Origin of the sequence: Streptomyces sp. NPDC101151 (genome assembly GCF_044768335.1) — a bacterium.
Classification (GTDB): Bacteria; Actinomycetota; Actinomycetes; order Streptomycetales; family Streptomycetaceae; genus Streptomyces.
In genome coordinates this window covers 31,224-47,850 of the sequence record NZ_JBIWPP010000045.1, presented here as the reverse complement: position 1 = coordinate 47,850, position 16,627 = coordinate 31,224, and the positions used below count along the sequence as shown (strand labels likewise).

Genomic DNA, 16,627 nt, shown 5'->3' with positions numbered 1-16,627 from the left:
ACCGATGACCGAGCACCCGATGACCGAGCACCCGATGAACGGCCCGCGCGAGCAGGGCAGCCAGTGGTACGACGGCGAGGCCGGACCCTTGGTCCGCCCTTATGCCATGACCGGCGGGCGCACCCAGCCCGGCCCCACCGGAGTGCGCTTCGACCTGATCGCCCTCGTCACCCTCGACCCCGCCGCGCCTGCGGTGGGCGACGAGACGCTGCTCGGCCCCGAACACCGGGCCCTGGTCGACCTGTGCCGTACCGAGACGCAGTCCGTCGCCGAACTCGCAGCTGACGCGGACCTCCCGGTGGGCGTGGTCAGGGTGCTCCTCGGCGACCTCCTGGAGCTGGGCTGCGTCACGATCAGCCGCCCGGTGCCCCCGGCGCACCTGCCGGACGAACGCATTCTGCGCGAGGTCATCGAAGGGCTGCGGGCGCTGTAGATGAACGTTCAGAACCCAACGGGAGCCTCGCGGCAGCCCGTTCCGTGCCCGTTCCGGAAGCGACCGGGCGCGAAGCGGTCACATCAGGCGCATTTCGGTCCTGTCCCCCGGACGGGGGCCGGAGTTGTCATGATGCTGGCTTCCTGCCCCGAGTACCTCGACCCCGACCGCAGCCGGCCCTCCCGAGAGAAGTGATCATGGTCTCCGAGCAATCCGACGCCGCCGGCGACATGTCCGCCCTGGCGCTGAAGATACTGGTCGCCGGCGGCTTCGGTGTCGGCAAGACGACCCTCGTCGGGGCCGTCAGCGAGATCCGTCCGCTGCGTACCGAGGAACTGCTCAGCGAGGCCGGGCAGTTGGTGGACGACACTGACGGTGTGGATCAGAAGATCACCACGACCGTCGCCATGGACTTCGGGCGCATCACCATCCGCTCCGGCCTCTCCCTGTACCTTTTCGGCACACCCGGGCAGGACCGCTTCTGGTTCCTGTGGGACGAACTCTCGCAGGGAGCCCTCGGCGCCGTCGTCCTCGCCGACACCCGCCGGCTGGAGGACTGCTTCCCGGCGGTCGACTACTTCGAGCACCGCCGCATCCCGTTCGTGGTGGCCGTCAACTGCTTCGCCGGAGCCCGCGGCTACGGCGCCCACGACGTCTCCCGGGCCCTCGACCTGGACCGGGGAACACCCGTGGTCCTGTGCGACGCCCGCGACCGGGACTCCGGCAAGGAGGTGCTGATCCGCCTCGTCGAGTACGCCGGGCGGATGCACACCGCCCGGCTCCTCGACTCGGTGGGCTGAGTCTCAGCCGGTCAGGTCCTTCAGTGCCACCACCTTGTCCACGGTGACCCGGACCAGCAGTTCGCCCGGGACGCCGTTGCGGGCACCGTACTCCTCTGCGCGCTCCTCGCCCATGTAGCGAGTGGCGATGCGGGTGGCCCAAAGACGCACCTCGTCCAGCTCCTCCGACACCCGGGCGCTCCCGTTCAGCACCACGAAGTGAAACGGTGGCCGGTCGTCGTCCACGCAGAGGGCGATCCGTCCGTCACGGGCGAGATTGCGCCCTTTCACGGTCTCCTTACCGGTGTTGAAGACCACGTCGTCCCCGTCCAGCAGGAACCAGACCGGGGCCACATGTGGGCTCCCATCGGCGCTGACGGTGGACAACTTGCCGGTTCGGGTGCCGTAAGAGACGAACGCCCGCCATTCCTCATCGGTCATCTTCTGTGCCATACGCCCATCCTGCTTGCCCGGACGCCGGTCGTGGGGAAGGCTGGCGGACAGTTCCTCCAGCCAGGGGGAGACGTCACACGGGGAGACGGAACATGGCACAGAACCAGGGACTCGGTTGGCTCCTGGACGATCTGACCGAGCGGGTGGACCATGTGCGGCACGCGCTGGTCCTGTCCAACGACGGGCTGGTCACCGGAGCCAGTACCGGCCTTCGCCGCGAGGACGCCGAGCATCTGGCCGCCGTCGCGTCCGGACTGCACAGCCTGGCCAAGGGTTCGGGACGCCACTTCGGCGCGGGCCGGGTGCGCCAGACGATGATCGAGTACGACGACGCCGTGCTGTTCGTGACCGCCGCCGGCACCGGCAGTTGTCTCTGCGTGTTCAGCGGCGCGGAGGCCGACATCGGCCAGATCGCCTACGAGATGACTCTGCTCGTCAACCGCGTCGGCGAACACCTCGGCGTGGATGCGCGGCAGCCCGAGCGGTCACCCATATCTGACCTCTGACCTGCTCATCTTCCCAGCCCCGCAGAGTTATCCACAGGCCCGCCGCTCGACGTGCCGAACCGGCTACGGTGTGTGCACGGCGAACGCACAGGGCGTGAGCCGGCCACTCCACGGGGGAGTACGACCATGTCGGGAAGCACCTTCGCCCCATCCCACCGCGGCACCTGCGCGCCGAGCCGCGCGGCTCGTGAACTGGGTCTCAGGCGTGGGGAGTTCGACCTCGCCGTCCATCTCGGCCGCATCAGGACCGTGCCCGACGAGGGCGGCGGAGGAAGCCGCCGGGTCGAACGGGCCGAGATCGACAGGCTGCGCGCCCAGAAAGGCTTTCCGGACACCCTCCGCGAGCGCGTGGAGGTGGTGGGTACGGCGGAGGGCGCCGCGCTCATGGAGATCCCCGCGGGCAGGTTCACCCGGCTCGCCCGCCTGGGACTGCTGGTGCCGGTGCGCTTCCACCTGAACCGCTATCGAGCCGTGGTCTGGCTCTATCTTGCCGAGGAACTAGGGCAGTTCGCGTCCGGCGCCGAGAACGCATATCTGCTCAAGGGGCGTACGCCCGAGAGCCTCAGGGGCCAACTGGCGGCCGGGGTCGACCTGCGAGCCCGCAACTGGCGCGGACGGCACCTCGGGTTCCTGATCAGGCAGGCCGAGGACCCATGGGCGCGTGCCGGGGCCGGAGCGGCCTTCCTTCCGCCTGTCGACGTGGCCGACGTCGTCAGGGACCCCTACGAGCGTGCTCGGCTGAACCGCTTCCGGCCCGCCCCGTCCGGCCACGGTGCGCCGGGGTCACCCTCCGCGCACCTCGCCGAGCACCTCATGACGGCGCAGGACCCGGACGAGATCGACTGGTTGCGCAGCGACCTGGCGCACGCGGTGGCGCAGGCACGAGCCCACTCACCGGCCCCGCGCCCGGCCCCACGGCACGCCGGGCTCGCGGCGCCGACGCCGGTACGGCACAACCGGCCTGCGGTGCGAACCGTCGTACGGCACACCGGAGTCGAGCTCCACCCGGCCGCGCCGGACACCGCGCCCCCGGCGCCGCCGGCCCGGCCCATCCCATGCCGGGACCACGAGCCCGGACCGGAGACACCACGACCGGCCCGTGGACTGTGGACCTGGCTGCGCCGCAGAAATCGTCGGCCTGCAGCGGTCTGAACACCGAGCTAAACGGCCCGGAACAGACCTTCCTGGACGACCGAGACGAGCAGCCGCCCCTGCAGGTCGTAGATGCGCCCGCGGGCCAGACCCCGCCCGCCGGTGGCGATCGGGGACTCCTGGTCGTACAGGAACCACTCGTCGGCGCGGAACGGCCGGTGGAACCACATGGCGTGGTCCAGGGAAGCCATGTCGAAGTTCCGTGGACCCCAAAGGGGTTCGACCGGGATACGGACCGCGTCCAGGAGAGTCATGTCACTGGCGTAGGTCAGCGCGCACGTGTGCACCAGCGGGTCGTCACCGAGTGGTCCGACCGCGCGCATCCACACGGCGCTGCGCGGTTCGGCCCCCTCTATCTCCTCGGCCTGCCAGCGCAGTCGGTCGACGTAACGGATGTCGAAGGGCTGGCGGCGCGCCATCCGCTCCAACTGCTCCGGCAGCGCGCCCAGATGCTTGCGGATCTCCTCGGTCACCGTCGGCAGGGACTCGGGGTCCGGCACCTCACGGGCCGGCGGCAGCTGGTGCTCGAACGGTCCTTCCTCAGCCTTGTGAAAGGAGGCGGTCAGATTGAAGATCGTGCGGCCCTGCTGCACAGCCGTGACCCGCCGTGTCGTGAACGACCGCCCGTCGCGCACCCGCTCCACCTGGTACACGATCGGCACGCCCGGCCGGCCCGGTCGCAGGAAGTACGCGTGCAGCGAGTGCACCGGGCGGTCGCCCTCCGTGGTGCGTCCAGCGGCGACCAGCGCCTGGCCCGCCACCTGGCCGCCGAAGACCCGCTGCAGGGACTCCTGCGGGCTACGGCCACGGAAGATGTTGACCTCGATCTGCTCCAGGTCGAGCAGGTCGACCAGGCTCTCGGCCGGGTTCGTCATCGGTGACATTCTCCTCAGCTCACAGCTGGCCGACGTCGGTGACGCGGACCACCGCACGACCCTCCGCGTCGGAGGCCGTCAGGTCGATCTCCGCGCTGATGCCCCAGTCGTGGTCGTCGTTCGGGTCGTCGAAGATCTGGCGGACGCGCCAGAGGCCGTTCTCCGGCTCCTCCTTGATGACCAGCAGCTTGGGGCCACGAGCGTCGGGGCCGGTGCCGAGGTCGTCGTACTCGTCCCAGTACTTGTCCATCGCCTCACCCCATGCGTCGGCGTCCCAGCCGGCCTCGGCGTCCATCTCGCCCAGTTCCGCGACATGGTCGAGGGCGGCCAGCTCCACACGGCGGAACAGGGCGTTGCGGACCAGTACGCGGAAGGCGCGGGCGTTGGTGGTGACCGGCTTGACCTCGTCGGCCTTCTCCCGGGCCTCCTCGGCGGTCATCTCCTCCGGGTTGGCCAGCTGCTCCCACTCGTCCAGCAGGCTGGAGTCCACCTGGCGCACCATCTCGCCGAGCCACTCGATCAGGTCCTGAAGATCCTCGGACTTCAGGTCGTCCGGGATGTTGTGGTCGAGGGTCTTGTAGGCGCTGGCGAGGTAGCGCAGCACGATGCCCTCGGTGCGGGCCAGCTCGTAGAAGGACACCAACTCGGTGAAGGACATCGCCCGTTCGTACATGTCCCGGATGACGGACTTGGGCGACAGCGGGTGGTCGCCGACCCACGGGTGGCTCTTGCGGTAGGTGTTGTACGCGTGGAAGAGGATCTCTTCCTGCGGCTTCGGGTACGTGATGTCCTGGAGACGCTCCATGCGCTCCTCGTACTCGACACCGTCGGCCTTCATCGCGGCCACGGCCTCGCCGCGCGCCTTGTTCTGCTGAGCGACGAGAATCTGCCGCGGGTCGTCCAGCGTGGACTCGACCACGGACACCATGTCGAGAGCGTAGGACGGCGACTCGGGGTCGAGCAGTTCGAACGCGGCGAGGGCGAACGTGGACAGCGGCTGGTTGAGGGCGAAGTCCTGCTGGAGGTCGACGGTGAGCCGGACGATGCGGCCTTCGGCGTCGGGCTTGTCGAGCTTCTCCACGATCCCGCCGTCGAGCAGCGAGCGGTAGATCGCGATCGCCCGCCGGATGTGCCTGAGCTGCTGCCTGCGCGGCTCGTGGTTGTCCTCCAGGAGGTGGCGCATCGCCTCGAACGCGTTGCCGGGGCGGGCGATCACCGACAGCAGCATCGTGTGTGTCACCCGGAACCGCGAGGTGAGCGGCTCGGGCTCGGACGCGATCAGTTTCTCGAAGGTGTTGTCCGTCCAGCCGACGAAGCCCTCCGGCGCCTTCTTGCGCACCACCTTGCGGCGCTTCTTCGGATCGTCGCCCGCCTTGGCGAGGGCCTTCTCGTTCTCGATGACATGCTCGGGCGCCTGTGCCACGACGAGTCCCGCCGTGTCGAAGCCGGCCCGGCCGGCCCGGCCCGCGATCTGGTGGAACTCGCGGGCACGCAGCGTGCGCACCCGACTGCCGTCGTACTTCGTCAGCGCGGTGAACAGCACCGTCCGGATCGGCACGTTGACGCCGACGCCGAGCGTGTCCGTGCCGCAGATGACCTTCAGCAGGCCGGCCTGGGCGAGCTTCTCCACCAGCCGCCGGTACTTGGGCAGCATGCCGGCATGGTGGACGCCGATGCCGTGGCGGACGTAACGGGAGAGGTTACGGCCGAACTTCGTGGTGAAACGGAAGTTGCCGATCAGCTCGGCGATCTGGTCCTTCTCCTCGCGCGAGCACATGTTGATGCTCATCAGTGCCTGAGCCCGCTCCACGGCCTGAGCCTGGGTGAAGTGCACGATGTACACCGGGGCCTGCTTGGTCTCCAGCAGGTCGGTGAGCGTCTCGGTGAGCGGGGTGAGCTGGTACTCGTAGGAGAGGGGTACCGGGCGGGTGGCCGAGCGGACCACCGCGGTGGGGCGGCCGGTCCGGCGGGTGAGGTCCTTCTCGAAGAAGGACATATCACCCAGAGTGGCCGACATCAGGATGAACTGGGCCTGGGGGAGTTCGAGCAGCGGGATCTGCCACGCCCAACCGCGGTCGCCCTCGGCGTAGAAGTGGAACTCGTCCATCACGACCTGACCGACGTCCGCGTTCTTGCCGTCGCGCAGCGCGATCGACGCCAGTACCTCGGCGGTGCAGCAGATCACGGGCGCGTCGGCGTTCACGGAGGCGTCGCCGGTGAGCATGCCGACGTTCTCGGTGCCGAACATCTTGCACAGCTCGAAGAATTTCTCCGACACCAGCGCCTTGATCGGGGCGGTGTAGAAGGTGACCTCGTCCCGGGCCAGCGCGGCGAAGTGCGCACCCGCGGCGATCATGCTCTTGCCGGAGCCGGTGGGCGTCGAGACGATCACGTTCGCCCCGGAGACCACCTCGATCAGCGCCTCCTCCTGGTGGGGGTAGAGGGTGAGACCGCGCTCCTGCGCCCACGACTCGAAGGCTTCGTACAGGGCGTCGGGGTCGGCGGTCGGCGGCAACTGATCGATGAGGGTCACGCACCCATCTTGCCTGGCCTTCTGTCCGAGAGGGGAATCGGCTGTGGGTACGAAGATCATGGCAGCTACGCTGTGTCGCCGGCAGGACGTCAGTGCACCAGCTCAACTGGACAGCGGCACACAAGGAATGGGGCGGGAAGCGGCCATGATGGGACCAGCACACTCACTGTCGGGGGCCGCGGCCTGGCTCGGCGTCGGAGCCGCGGCCGCCGCGGCCGGGCACCCGATGCCCTGGCCGGTCCTGCTCGTCGGCGCGCTGATCTGTGCCGGCGCCGCGCTCGCCCCGGACCTCGACCACAAGGCAGCCACCATCTCGCGGGCCTTCGGGCCGATCTCGCGATGGATCTGCGAGATCGTGGACAAGCTGTCGTACGCCGTCTACAAGGCAACCAGGAAGAAGGGCGACGCACGCCGCACGGGCGGCCACCGCACGCTCACGCACACCTGGCTGTGGGCGGTCCTGATCGGCGCGGGCAGCTCGGCGGCGGCGATCGCCGGGGGCCGGTGGGCGGTGCTGGCGATCCTCTTCGTGCACATGGTGCTGGCGATCGAGGGTCTGCTGTGGCGGGCGGCGCGGGGCTCCAGCAGCGATGTCCTGGTCTGGCTGCTCGCGGCGACGAGCGCCTGGATCCTCGCGGGGGTCCTGGACAAGCCGGGCAACGGCTCCGACTGGCTGTTCACCGCGCCGGGGCAGGAGTACCTGTGGCTGGGCCTGCCGATCGTGCTGGGGGCCCTGGTGCACGACATCGGGGACGCGCTGACGGTGTCCGGCTGCCCGATCCTGTGGCCCATCCCGGTGGGCCGCAAGCGCTGGTACCCGCTGGGTCCGCCGAAGGCGATGCGGTTCCGGGCGGGCAGCTGGGTCGAGCTGAAGGTGCTGATGCCCGTGTTCATGCTGCTCGGGGGAGTGGGCTGCGCTGCGGCCCTCAACGTGATCTGACGGAGCCGGCCCCGTCAGCTCGCCTCGCCCGGCTCCGCCCCGCCGTACCGGCGCTCGAACCGGGCGACGCGGCCCTCGGTGTCCACCGTGCGGGCCTTGCCCGTGTAGAAGGGGTGGCTCTCGGAGGAGATCTCCACGTCGATCACGGGGTAGGTCTCACCGTCGTCCCACTCGATGGTCTGCTCGCTGCTCGCGGTGGACCGGGTGAGGAAGGCGTAGCCGGCGGTGCGGTCGCGGAACACCACGGCGTGATACTCGGGGTGCTTGTCCTGCTGCATGGCGGCTCCTCGCTCGGGGCGGTCGGGCAGGTGGCGCCCGGGTCAGCCGGAGAGGGAATCCTCGTCGACGATGTGCATCGCGGCCTCCTCGGCGGAGGCGGCGGCTCCGTCGATGCCTATATCGGTGGCGACGAGGGCGCTCTCCTCGTCCTCGTGCGCACCCTCGTCGGGGGCGACCAGGCGGCCGGAGCGGAGCGCGCCGACCTCGTTGTCGAGGAGTTCACCGTCGGTGCCGTCGCAGTCCCCGATCCCGTCGCCGTCGGGCGCGACCGTGTCAGGCAGCTCCTCGGCGAGCCGCTGGTCCAAGGTTTCCCCGGTCAGGCGTTCGCCCGCCGTCACCCCGGTGTGCTCGACCGCCCACGGCCGCTCCGGAGGGGACCAGCCGCGGTCCAGGGGGTCCTCGACGCCGTCGAAGTCCAATGTGTCCTCGACGTCGAGCACGCCCGAGTCCTCCCGGATATCCGAGGGATCGGGCTGGTAGACGTCATCCCCCCATCCGTCGGCGCTGTCCACGGGTACCTCCATATGGTGAGGACGGCCTCGTGCCCCCAGGAGGGGCAGCGCGCCGCCGGCACGCTCGGCAAGGGTTTCGCATGGCGGGAACCGAAGGGTTCCCGACCGTTCCCCGAGCCGGTGCCGCTATCCAGCCTTCCACCCCTGTTCGGCACTGCGCAACGGCACGGGCCTTGGCCTGGGGCTGCGCACCCCTGTCCGGCCCTGCCTCCGCACTTCTGCCCGGACTCGCTCGCCCAGCGATATCAGGCCCCGCCCGCGCACTTCGGCCCGGACTCGCCCGCGCGCCACTGCTCCGCCCCGGCCGCGCACCCCGCACGGATCGCTGCCGCAGCTAGCCCCCGCACGGGACGAATGGGGTGGCGCTACCCGGTTGCCACGGGAACCGGAACCGGCACCGGCACCGATACCGGCACAGCCCGCGTCACCGCGGACGCGGCGGTTGGCTCCCCCGGCCCCACCCGCTACCGCTCACCCGTGCCAGGAACGCCACAGCGCCGCGTACGCCCCGTCCGCCGCGACCAGCTCCTCATGGCTGCCCAGCTCGCTGATGCGGCCGTTCTCCACGACGGCGATCACATCGGCGTCGTGGGCGGTGTGCAGGCGGTGGGCGATGGCGACCACGGTGCGGCCGTCGAGGACGCGGGCAAGGGAGCGCTCCAGGTGGCGGGCCGCACGCGGGTCGAGCAGCGACGTCGCCTCGTCCAGGACCAGTGTGTGCGGGTCGGCCAGCACCAGCCGGGCCAGCGCGATCTGCTGGGCTTGCGCCGGGGTCAGCGCCAGCCCTCCGGAGCCGACCTCGGTGTCCAGGCCGTCGTCCAGGGCACGTGCCCAGCCGTCCGCGTCGACCGCGCCCAGCGCCGCCCACAGCTCGGCGTCGGCGGCGCCGGTACGGGCCAGCAGGAGGTTGTCGCGCAGGGAGCCGACGAAGACGTGGTGCTCCTGGTTGACCAGGGCGACGTGCGCGCGGACGCGTTCGGCCGGCATCCGGGACAGTTCCGCGCCGCCGAGGGTGATGCGGCCGTCCCGGGGCGCGTAGATGCCGGCGAGCAGCCTGCCCAGCGTGGACTTGCCGGCGCCGGAGGGGCCGACCAGGGCCAGCCGGGTGCCCGGGGCCACCTTCAGCGAGACCTTGCGCAGCACGTCGACGCCCTCGCGGTAGCCGAAGTGCACCCGGTCGGCGTGCACGTCCCGTCCGCCGGGGGCCAGCGAGGCGTCCCCGGCGTCCGGCTCGATGTCCCGGACGCCGACCAGGCGGGCGAGCGACACCTGGGCGACCTGCACTTCGTCGTACCAGCGCAGGATCAGGTTCACCGGGTCGACCAGCATTTGCGCGATGAGCGCGCCCGTCGTCAGCTGGCCCACCCCGATCCAGCCCTGCAGCACGAATGCGCCGCCGGCCATGAGGACCGAGCCGAGCACGACGAGATGGACGGCGTTGATCACCGGGAAGAGCACGGACCGCAGCCAGAGGGTGTAGCGCTCCCAGGCGGTCCACTCCTTGATCCGCCGCTCCGACAGGGCGATGCGCCGGGCGCCCAGACGGTGCGCCTCGATGGTGTGGCCCGCGTCCACGGTCTCGGCGAGGGCGGCGGCGACGGCGGCGTACCCAGCGGCCTCGGAGCGGTAGCCGGAAGGTGCCCGCCGGAAGTACCAGCGGCACCCCATCACCAGCACCGGTACCGCGAGCAGCACGGCGGCCGCCAGCGGCGGGGCCGTCACGACGAGCCCGCCGAGCAGCAGCAGGGCCCACACGACACCGATCGCCAGCTGCGGTACGGCCTCCCGCATGGCGTTGGCGAGGCGGTCGATGTCGGTGGTGATCCGCGAGAGCAGATCGCCGGTGCCCGCCCGCTCCAGCACGCCCGGCGGCAGCCCCACCGAGCGGACGAGGAAGTCCTCGCGCAGGTCGGCCAGCATCCGTTCGCCGAGCATCGCGCCCCGCAACCGCACCTGCCACACGAACACGGCCTGCACGAGCAGTGCGACCAGGAACAGGCCCGCGGTCAGACCGAGATGGAGTTCCCCTGCATGGTCCGACACCCGCTCGACGAGGTCGCCGAGAAGGTACGGGCCCACCATGGAGGCGATCACGGCCACGGTGTTGACCGCGATCAGGAGCAGGAAGGCCCGGCGGTGCCGGCGGAACAGCTCGGCCACATAGGCGCGCACGGTCGCGGCAGCTCCGACGGGCAGGGTGGTGGCGGTCGTCGGGGCCGCCGGGTCGTACGCCGGTGGCGCAACGCCGATCATGCGCTCTCCTCGATCTCTTCCAGCTTTTCGAAACCGTCCAGGGCGGCGCTGTCTGCGGCCAGGTCCACGTCCGTGTCGGTCGCGGCCTGCTCCTCGTCGGTCTGCCGTGTCACCACGACCCGGTACCGCGGTTCGGTGTCGACCAGTTCGCGGTGCACGCCGACCGTCACGACCTCGTCCCCGTGGACGAGGGCGACCCGGTCCGCGCGGTCCAGCAGGAGCGGCGAGGAGGTGAACACCACCGTCGTGCGTCCCGAGCGCAGCCGCCGCAGCCCGTCCGCGATCCGGGCCTCGGTGTGGGAGTCGACCGCGGAGGTCGGTTCGTCCAGCACCAGGACCACCGGGTCGGTGACGAGGGACCGCGCCAGTGCGAGCCGCTGGCGCTGGCCGCCCGACAGGGAGCGGCCGCGCTCGGTGATGCGGGCGTCCATGGGATCGGCGGCGTCCAGCGACCCCTGCACCAGTGCCTCCAGGACGTCCTGGCACTGGGCGGCCGCCAGTGCGTCCTCGGCGCGCACGGCACCGGAGGAGGGCACGTCGAGCAGCTCGCGCAGCGAGCCCGACAGCAGGACCGGGTCCTTGTCCTGGACGAGGACGGCGGTGCGGGCGCTGTCGAGGGGGAGGTCGTCGAGGGGTACCCCGTCGAGCAGGACCGTGGGGCCCGGCTCGGCGGGGTGGCCGCCCAGCCGTTCCGCGAGCCGTCCGGCCGTGTCCGGATCGCCGCACACCACCGCGGTGAACCGGCCGGCGGGCGCGAGCAGACCGGTGGCCGGGTCGTACAGATCGCCGCCGGGCACTTCGGCTTCGCGAGAGCCGTCGATGTCCGTGGACCGCTCCAGTGACAGCACGCGCGCGGCCCGTCTGGCCGAGGGCCGTGAGAAGGAGTACGCCATGGCGATCTCCTCGAAGTGCCGCAGCGGGTAGTTGAGGACCATGACCGCGCTGTAGACGGTGACGAGTTCGCCGATCGTGATCCGGCCCTGCCGGGCCAGGTGGATGCCGTGCCAGACGACCGCGATCAGCAGCAGTCCGGGCAGCAGCACCTGGATCGCGGAGATCAGCGACCACATGCGGGCGCTGCGCACGGCCGCGTGCCGTACCTCCTGCGAGGCGCGGCGGTAGCGGTCGAGGAACAGCTCCTCGCCGCCGATCCCGCGCAGCACCCGCAGTCCGGCGACCGTGTCCGAGGCCAGCTCGGTGGCCCGGCCCGCCTTCTCGCGCTGGACGTCGGCGCGGCGGGTGGCCCGGGGCAGCAGGGGCAGGACGGCGAGTGCCACGACCGGCAGACCGACGGCGAGGACCACGCCCAGGGCGGGCTGGTAGACGACCAGGCCGACGCAGGCCACGACGACCGTCAGCGCGGCGGCGGTGAAGCGGGACACGGCCTCGACGAACCAGCCGATCTTCTCCACGTCGCCGGTGGAGACGGCCACCACCTCACCGGCGGCGACCCGCCGGGTCAGCGCGGAGCCCAGCGCGGAGGCCCTGCGCGCCAGCAACTGCTGGACACGGGCGGCGGCGGTGATCCAGTTGGTGACGGCGGCTCGGTGCAGGAAGGTGTCGCCGACCGCGATGCCCGTGCCGCACAGCGCCATCAGACCACCCGTCAGAGCCAGCCGGGTGCCGGAACGGTCGATGACCGCCTGGACGGCGAGACCGACGCAGAAGGGCAGGGCGGCGACGCAGACGAAGTGCAGCAGGCCCCACGCCAGCGCCTTGAGCTGGCCGCCCAGCTGGTTGCGCCAGAGCCACCACAGGAAGCGAGGACCCGAACGTGCGTCCGGTACGCCCGGGTCGGGATACGGAAGGTCTTGAATCTGCATGACGTCCCACTGGCTCGTGTCAGGGAGGGCGGAAAGCGGTGACAAGCCGTGAAAGGGTCGCGTCGCAGAGTGCTGAAATTCAAACGGTTTTCCACGACGGCCTGCGAAATCCGCAGCGTTCCGGCCATGAATCTCACCCGGTCGGGCCGTTGTCCGGCAGGCCGGTGTTCCCAGTCGGGTGAGGGTCCGGAAAAGTGCACAATCAACCGGTACGCGATGCCACCATGGTCGCGTGCACATGAACAGCGTGCGGCGTGCGACGGTGGCGGTGGCGGCCTGCGGCACCCTCCTTGCGGTCCTCTCCGCCTGTGGCGTCGCGGCCGTGCCCGCCGCGGCCGACGCCGACGAAGCGAAGGGTCCCCCCGGCCGGGGCAAGCACAGCCCCGACGGGTCGCCCGCTCCGCAGGCGGATCCGACCCGGATCCCAGGGGTCGGCGAGCGCCTGCACCGGCGGATTCCCGCTGCTTCCAGCCAGGTCGTGGCCGTCTACGGCGAGGGCAGGAACTCGGCCGAGTCCACGGTCGTGCTGTACACCCGGCACGGCGCCGGCTGGCGTACGGTGGGCGACTGGCCCGCTCACAACGGCCGCCACGGCTGGACGACCGATCACCGCATGGGTGACCAGCGCAGCCCCATGGGCGTGTTCACCCTCTCCGACGCGGGCGGTGTGCTCGCCGATCCGGGCGCCGGGCTGCCGTACGACCATGACGGGGCCGCCTATGCGCCCCCGGCCGGGTGGGACGCGGCGCATCAGCACGACTTCGACTACGTCATCGCCATCGACTACAACCGCGTCAGGGGCACTCCGCCGCGCGACGCCACCCGCCCCCAGGGAGCGGACAAGGGCGGCGGCATCTGGTTGCACCTCGACCACGGCAGCGGCACCTCGGCTTGCATCAGCGTCTCCAAGGAGGTCATGGCGTTCCTGCTGCGCACACTCGACCCCGCCCGTCATCCGGTGGTGGTCATGGGGGACCGCGAGGACCTGCACGCCTGACGCGGCCCCCGGAGCGGACCGGCCGATCCACCCGAGGCCTCATTGCGGGACGGCCCGTCTCCCCGTAGAACACCGGCCATGAGAAGACGGATAGTCATGTCCATGCTCGCCGGAGCGACCCTCCTGGCGGGTACGTTCTTCGGCACCGGGGTCACGGCCGCGCAAGCTGCCGTCCGGACCGCGGACGTTCCGGCCGAGTTCGGCACCGACTGGCACGACCCGATGACGGCCGCCCCGCCCGTCGAGCGTCCGCACGCCAATTCCTGCCGGGTCACCCTGGCCGAGGCTCAGTTCCGCGACTTCACTCCCTACCGGGGTTCGTACGCGCCGCCCCGGGGCTGTGGCGACCACTGGAGCAAAGTCGTCCTGCGGCTCGACGGGAAGGTGAAGGGCCGGCAGTACGATCGCCTCGGCTATCTGCATGTCGGCGGGGTCGAGATCCTGCGCACTTCGACGCCCGAGCCGTCTCCGGACGGCATCGAGTGGCACGTGGAGAAGGACGTCACCCGTTATGGCGACACCTTCCGTGCCCCGCAGGACGTCGAGATGCTCATCGGGAACGTCGTGGACGACACCTACACCGGCGTCATCGACGTCAAGGTGACGCTCACCTTCTACGCGGGCCGCCCCGACACCCCCGCCCCCGACCGCGTGCTCACCCTCGCCGACTCGCCCGACGGCACGACCCTCACCACCCCGCGCAACAGTGAGCGCATCGTCGCCGAGGCGTACGCCACCGGATCCGGCGGCGGCTGCGAGGAGTTCTGGTACCTGACCGTGGCCGACCCGGCGTCGTACTCGTGCAAGGCCGACCACGGGCCGTACCGCGAGGTGCAGATCAAGGTCGACGGACAACTCGCCGGAATCGCCGCGCCGTTCCCGAACGTATGGACCGGCGGCTGGTCCAACCCCTTCCTCTGGTACGTCGTCCCGGGCCCGCGTGCCTTCGACGTCAGGCCCGTCGAGTACGATCTCACGCCCTTCGCAGGGCTCCTGAACGACGGCCGCCCGCACCGCGTCGAGGTCTCCGTGGTGGGCGTGCCCGCGGGACAGTCCGGCTGGAGCGTGCCCGTGAACGTCCTGGTCTGGCAGGACGCGCACCGCACCCATGTCAGCGGCGCACTCACCGCCGACAGGACGACGGCCATCGCCAACTCCTCGACGTACACGCCTGGTTCGGAGAACCGCGTGGACACCGAGGGTGGCCACCGGCTCACCGTGTCCGGATACCTGAACACCTCGCACGGCCGTGTGACCACGACTGTCACCCGTACACTCGCGAACACCTCCGCGCACCGCTGGACCGAAGGCGAGAACACGGACGGGCTCGACGCGACCTGGTCGGACGACGAGACGGTGGGCGTGCACGGGCCGGGCATCGCACGGACCACACACACGGACCGGACGTACACGATGAACGGCGCGACGACCCTCGGCGGGGACGACCGGCTGCGCACCGTGCTGACGCTCGGCGACCGGGCGACGGTCGTGGAGCGGCAGGGCGGCCGGCGCACCGCGTGGTCGCGGCTCGACGACACCTACAGCGGCGACGCGGCGTACACGGTCAACGTCCCGCGGGACCAGCGGCATGCGGTCGGCATGTCGAGCGAGCGCTACCGCCGCTTCGGCTCGGACGGCTGCTACGACCGTTCACTGGCCACGGTTCAAGGGGTTCTGACGGAGGATCGCAGCCGCTGCTGAGTCCGGCGGTGTGCGGACAGCGCCACTCGCGGGCGTGATGTGCACGGCTGTGACACGGGTGTCCCGGGCGCGATCAGCGGCTCTCCAGAGTGATTGACACGGAAGCTGCTTTCCGTATCGCAGAAGTCCCGTCCGGCTTCTGTGTGGCGGCCTCCCCCTGGGAGCGCCCGTGCCGCAGTCCGTACCGTCTCTGCCGCGACGCGTCGCACGCACACTGCGCACCCCCTCTTCACACAGGTCGCCTCCACGGCCGCGCTGCTAGTCGGTCCGGCCGCCGCGAACCTGGTCGGACCCGGTTCCGGTCTGCACGTCGATCCGGCCGGGCTCGACGTCGGGGCGCTCGACGAGCAGACCCGGGGCGGATCGCTGCCGACCACCACCGAGTTCATCCTCAACGTGCTGCCCGACAGCTTCGTCGGTGCCTTCGCCGACAACGCCCTGCTCCTGGTGCTCGTGCCGGCCTGCCTGGTGGGCACCGCACTGCTCCACCTCGGCCTCATCAGGATGCCGAGGATCCTGCCCGCCATCGAGCAGGCGCAGGGGCTCATGCTGACCAGCAAGGGCATGGCGGGCGCAGCGGATTCGGCCTTCCTCGCGCTGTCCGCGATTGCGGGTTCCCTCGGCGTCGTCCCCGCCGGGGCGGTCGCCCTGCTGCTCGGAGTCGACCGGATCATGGACTCGATGCGTGTCACGACCGACCTGCTCGGCAAGTGCGTCGCCGTCTTCGCGGTGTCCCGCTGGGAGGGCGCGCTGAACGCCGAACGGGCGAAGAAGGTGTTGGACGGCGAGATCGTCTCCGTTCCGGAGGAGGGGCCGGAGGCCGGGGCCGCCGTGCCGGTGTCGTCCGTCAAGGAACCCGCCCCAAAGGTCGGCTGACACTCAGCCGTACCGCACGCGCCCTCGCTCCGATCCGGTGGAGCGGGGGCCGCGGCCGTTCAGCAGCGCTTGGCCGGCTCTCCGTCGATCAGTGTGTCCAGCAGCACGCCGAGCACCGCGCGCTCCTTCTCCGTCAGCGGAGCGAGGATCTCCTCGGCGGCCGACCGGCGCGCGCCGCGCACCTCGCGCAGGGCCGCCCGGCCCTCGTCCGTCAGCTCGATCCGGGTCACCCGCCGATTGGTCGGGTCCGGCACCCGCCGCACCTTGCCGCTCGTCTCCAGTCCGTCGACCAGCGTCGTCACCGCGCGCGGCACCACCTCCAGGTGCTCGGCGAGGTCGGCCATGCGCGGGGGCGAGCCGTAGTGCGCGAGGGTGCGCAGCAGGCGCGACTGGGCCGGGGTGACGCCCAGGTCACGCCGCTCCAGATGGCGCTTCTGGATGCGGTGCACCCGGCGGGTGAGCCGCAGCAACTGCTCGGCGAGCAGGCCCTCGGGATCTGGGGTGGTCATGCGGGA

Annotated in this window: 16 protein-coding genes; 8 read left to right on the top strand and 8 right to left on the bottom strand. The window is 70.9% G+C overall.

The annotated features are described in order from the left end of the window. Window positions 1-19: 19 nt before the first annotated feature. Window positions 20-433 carry a DUF742 domain-containing protein gene (locus ACIRU3_RS41670; protein ID WP_404068490.1) on the top strand — a complete coding sequence of 138 codons (414 nt, stop codon included), beginning with the start codon at window positions 20-22 and terminating at the stop codon, window positions 431-433. A gap of 197 nt (window positions 434-630) precedes the next feature. Then, window positions 631-1,233, top strand: a complete 603-nt coding sequence (locus tag ACIRU3_RS41665; RefSeq protein WP_404068447.1) for a GTP-binding protein — start codon at window positions 631-633, stop codon at window positions 1,231-1,233. Window positions 1,234-1,236: 3 nt separating this feature from the next. On the opposite strand, the gene ACIRU3_RS41660 is transcribed toward ACIRU3_RS41665, so the two are convergent. After that, window positions 1,237-1,665: a PPOX class F420-dependent oxidoreductase gene (locus ACIRU3_RS41660; protein WP_404068445.1), complete on the bottom strand. Its 429-nt coding sequence runs from the start codon at window positions 1,663-1,665 to the stop codon at window positions 1,237-1,239. A gap of 92 nt (window positions 1,666-1,757) precedes the next feature. Here ACIRU3_RS41660 and ACIRU3_RS41655 point away from each other — a divergent pair, with 92 nt between their 5' ends. Both ACIRU3_RS41655 and ACIRU3_RS41650 read left to right on the top strand, forming a co-directional pair. After that, the gene (locus ACIRU3_RS41655; protein WP_404068442.1) at window positions 1,758-2,171 is read left to right on the top strand and encodes a roadblock/LC7 domain-containing protein; all 414 of its coding nucleotides are present in this window, start codon (window positions 1,758-1,760) and stop codon (window positions 2,169-2,171) included. Between the two features lie 126 nt (window positions 2,172-2,297). Continuing rightward, window positions 2,298-3,323 (top strand): DUF6397 family protein, encoded by a 1,026-nt coding sequence (locus tag ACIRU3_RS41650; RefSeq protein ID WP_404068439.1) that lies wholly within the window; start codon window positions 2,298-2,300, stop codon window positions 3,321-3,323. Between the two features lie 8 nt (window positions 3,324-3,331). Here ACIRU3_RS41650 and ACIRU3_RS41645 read toward each other — a convergent pair whose 3' ends face one another. Further along, the gene (locus tag ACIRU3_RS41645; protein WP_404068436.1) at window positions 3,332-4,198 is read right to left on the bottom strand and encodes an acyl-CoA thioesterase; all 867 of its coding nucleotides are present in this window, start codon (window positions 4,196-4,198) and stop codon (window positions 3,332-3,334) included. A gap of 19 nt (window positions 4,199-4,217) precedes the next feature. Further along, a complete protein-coding gene (locus tag ACIRU3_RS41640; protein ID WP_404068433.1) occupies window positions 4,218-6,731 on the bottom strand; it encodes a DEAD/DEAH box helicase in 2,514 nt (837 codons plus the stop codon). A gap of 145 nt (window positions 6,732-6,876) precedes the next feature. Between ACIRU3_RS41640 and ACIRU3_RS41635 the strand changes: the two genes are divergently transcribed. Continuing rightward, window positions 6,877-7,671, top strand: coding sequence for a metal-dependent hydrolase (locus ACIRU3_RS41635; protein ID WP_404068431.1), 795 nt, complete (start codon window positions 6,877-6,879; stop codon window positions 7,669-7,671). 14 nt (window positions 7,672-7,685) lie between these two features. On the opposite strand, the gene ACIRU3_RS41630 is transcribed toward ACIRU3_RS41635, so the two are convergent. The 4 genes from ACIRU3_RS41630 to ACIRU3_RS41615 all read right to left on the bottom strand — a co-directional run bounded on the left by ACIRU3_RS41630 (window position 7,686) and on the right by ACIRU3_RS41615 (window position 12,538). Further along, window positions 7,686-7,949: a type B 50S ribosomal protein L31 gene (locus ACIRU3_RS41630; protein WP_404068429.1), complete on the bottom strand. Its 264-nt coding sequence runs from the start codon at window positions 7,947-7,949 to the stop codon at window positions 7,686-7,688. A gap of 42 nt (window positions 7,950-7,991) precedes the next feature. Beyond that, entirely contained in the window at window positions 7,992-8,462 is a 471-nt protein-coding gene (locus tag ACIRU3_RS41625) for a DUF5709 domain-containing protein (RefSeq protein ID WP_404068426.1), read from the bottom strand. 471 nt (window positions 8,463-8,933) lie between these two features. Next, window positions 8,934-10,715, bottom strand: a complete 1,782-nt coding sequence (locus ACIRU3_RS41620; RefSeq protein ID WP_404068423.1) for an ABC transporter ATP-binding protein — start codon at window positions 10,713-10,715, stop codon at window positions 8,934-8,936. Next, complete coding sequence (locus ACIRU3_RS41615; RefSeq protein ID WP_404068420.1) at window positions 10,712-12,538, bottom strand: ABC transporter ATP-binding protein; 1,827 nt, start codon at window positions 12,536-12,538, stop codon at window positions 10,712-10,714. Before ACIRU3_RS41615 ends, ACIRU3_RS41620 begins: the two co-directional genes overlap by 4 nt. A gap of 238 nt (window positions 12,539-12,776) precedes the next feature. Here ACIRU3_RS41615 and ACIRU3_RS41610 point away from each other — a divergent pair, with 238 nt between their 5' ends. The 3 genes from ACIRU3_RS41610 to ACIRU3_RS41600 all read left to right on the top strand — a co-directional run bounded on the left by ACIRU3_RS41610 (window position 12,777) and on the right by ACIRU3_RS41600 (window position 16,112). Beyond that, window positions 12,777-13,535, top strand: a complete 759-nt coding sequence (locus ACIRU3_RS41610) for a hypothetical protein (protein ID WP_404068487.1) — start codon at window positions 12,777-12,779, stop codon at window positions 13,533-13,535. 78 nt (window positions 13,536-13,613) lie between these two features. Beyond that, window positions 13,614-15,236, top strand: a complete 1,623-nt coding sequence (locus ACIRU3_RS41605) for a peptide-N4-asparagine amidase (protein ID WP_404068417.1) — start codon at window positions 13,614-13,616, stop codon at window positions 15,234-15,236. A gap of 141 nt (window positions 15,237-15,377) precedes the next feature. Further along, a complete protein-coding gene (locus ACIRU3_RS41600; protein WP_404068415.1) occupies window positions 15,378-16,112 on the top strand; it encodes a cation:dicarboxylate symporter family transporter in 735 nt (244 codons plus the stop codon). Between the two features lie 59 nt (window positions 16,113-16,171). On the opposite strand, the gene ACIRU3_RS41595 is transcribed toward ACIRU3_RS41600, so the two are convergent. After that, window positions 16,172-16,621, bottom strand: coding sequence for a MarR family winged helix-turn-helix transcriptional regulator (locus ACIRU3_RS41595; RefSeq protein ID WP_404068412.1), 450 nt, complete (start codon window positions 16,619-16,621; stop codon window positions 16,172-16,174). Between the last annotated feature and the right edge of the window lie 6 nt (window positions 16,622-16,627).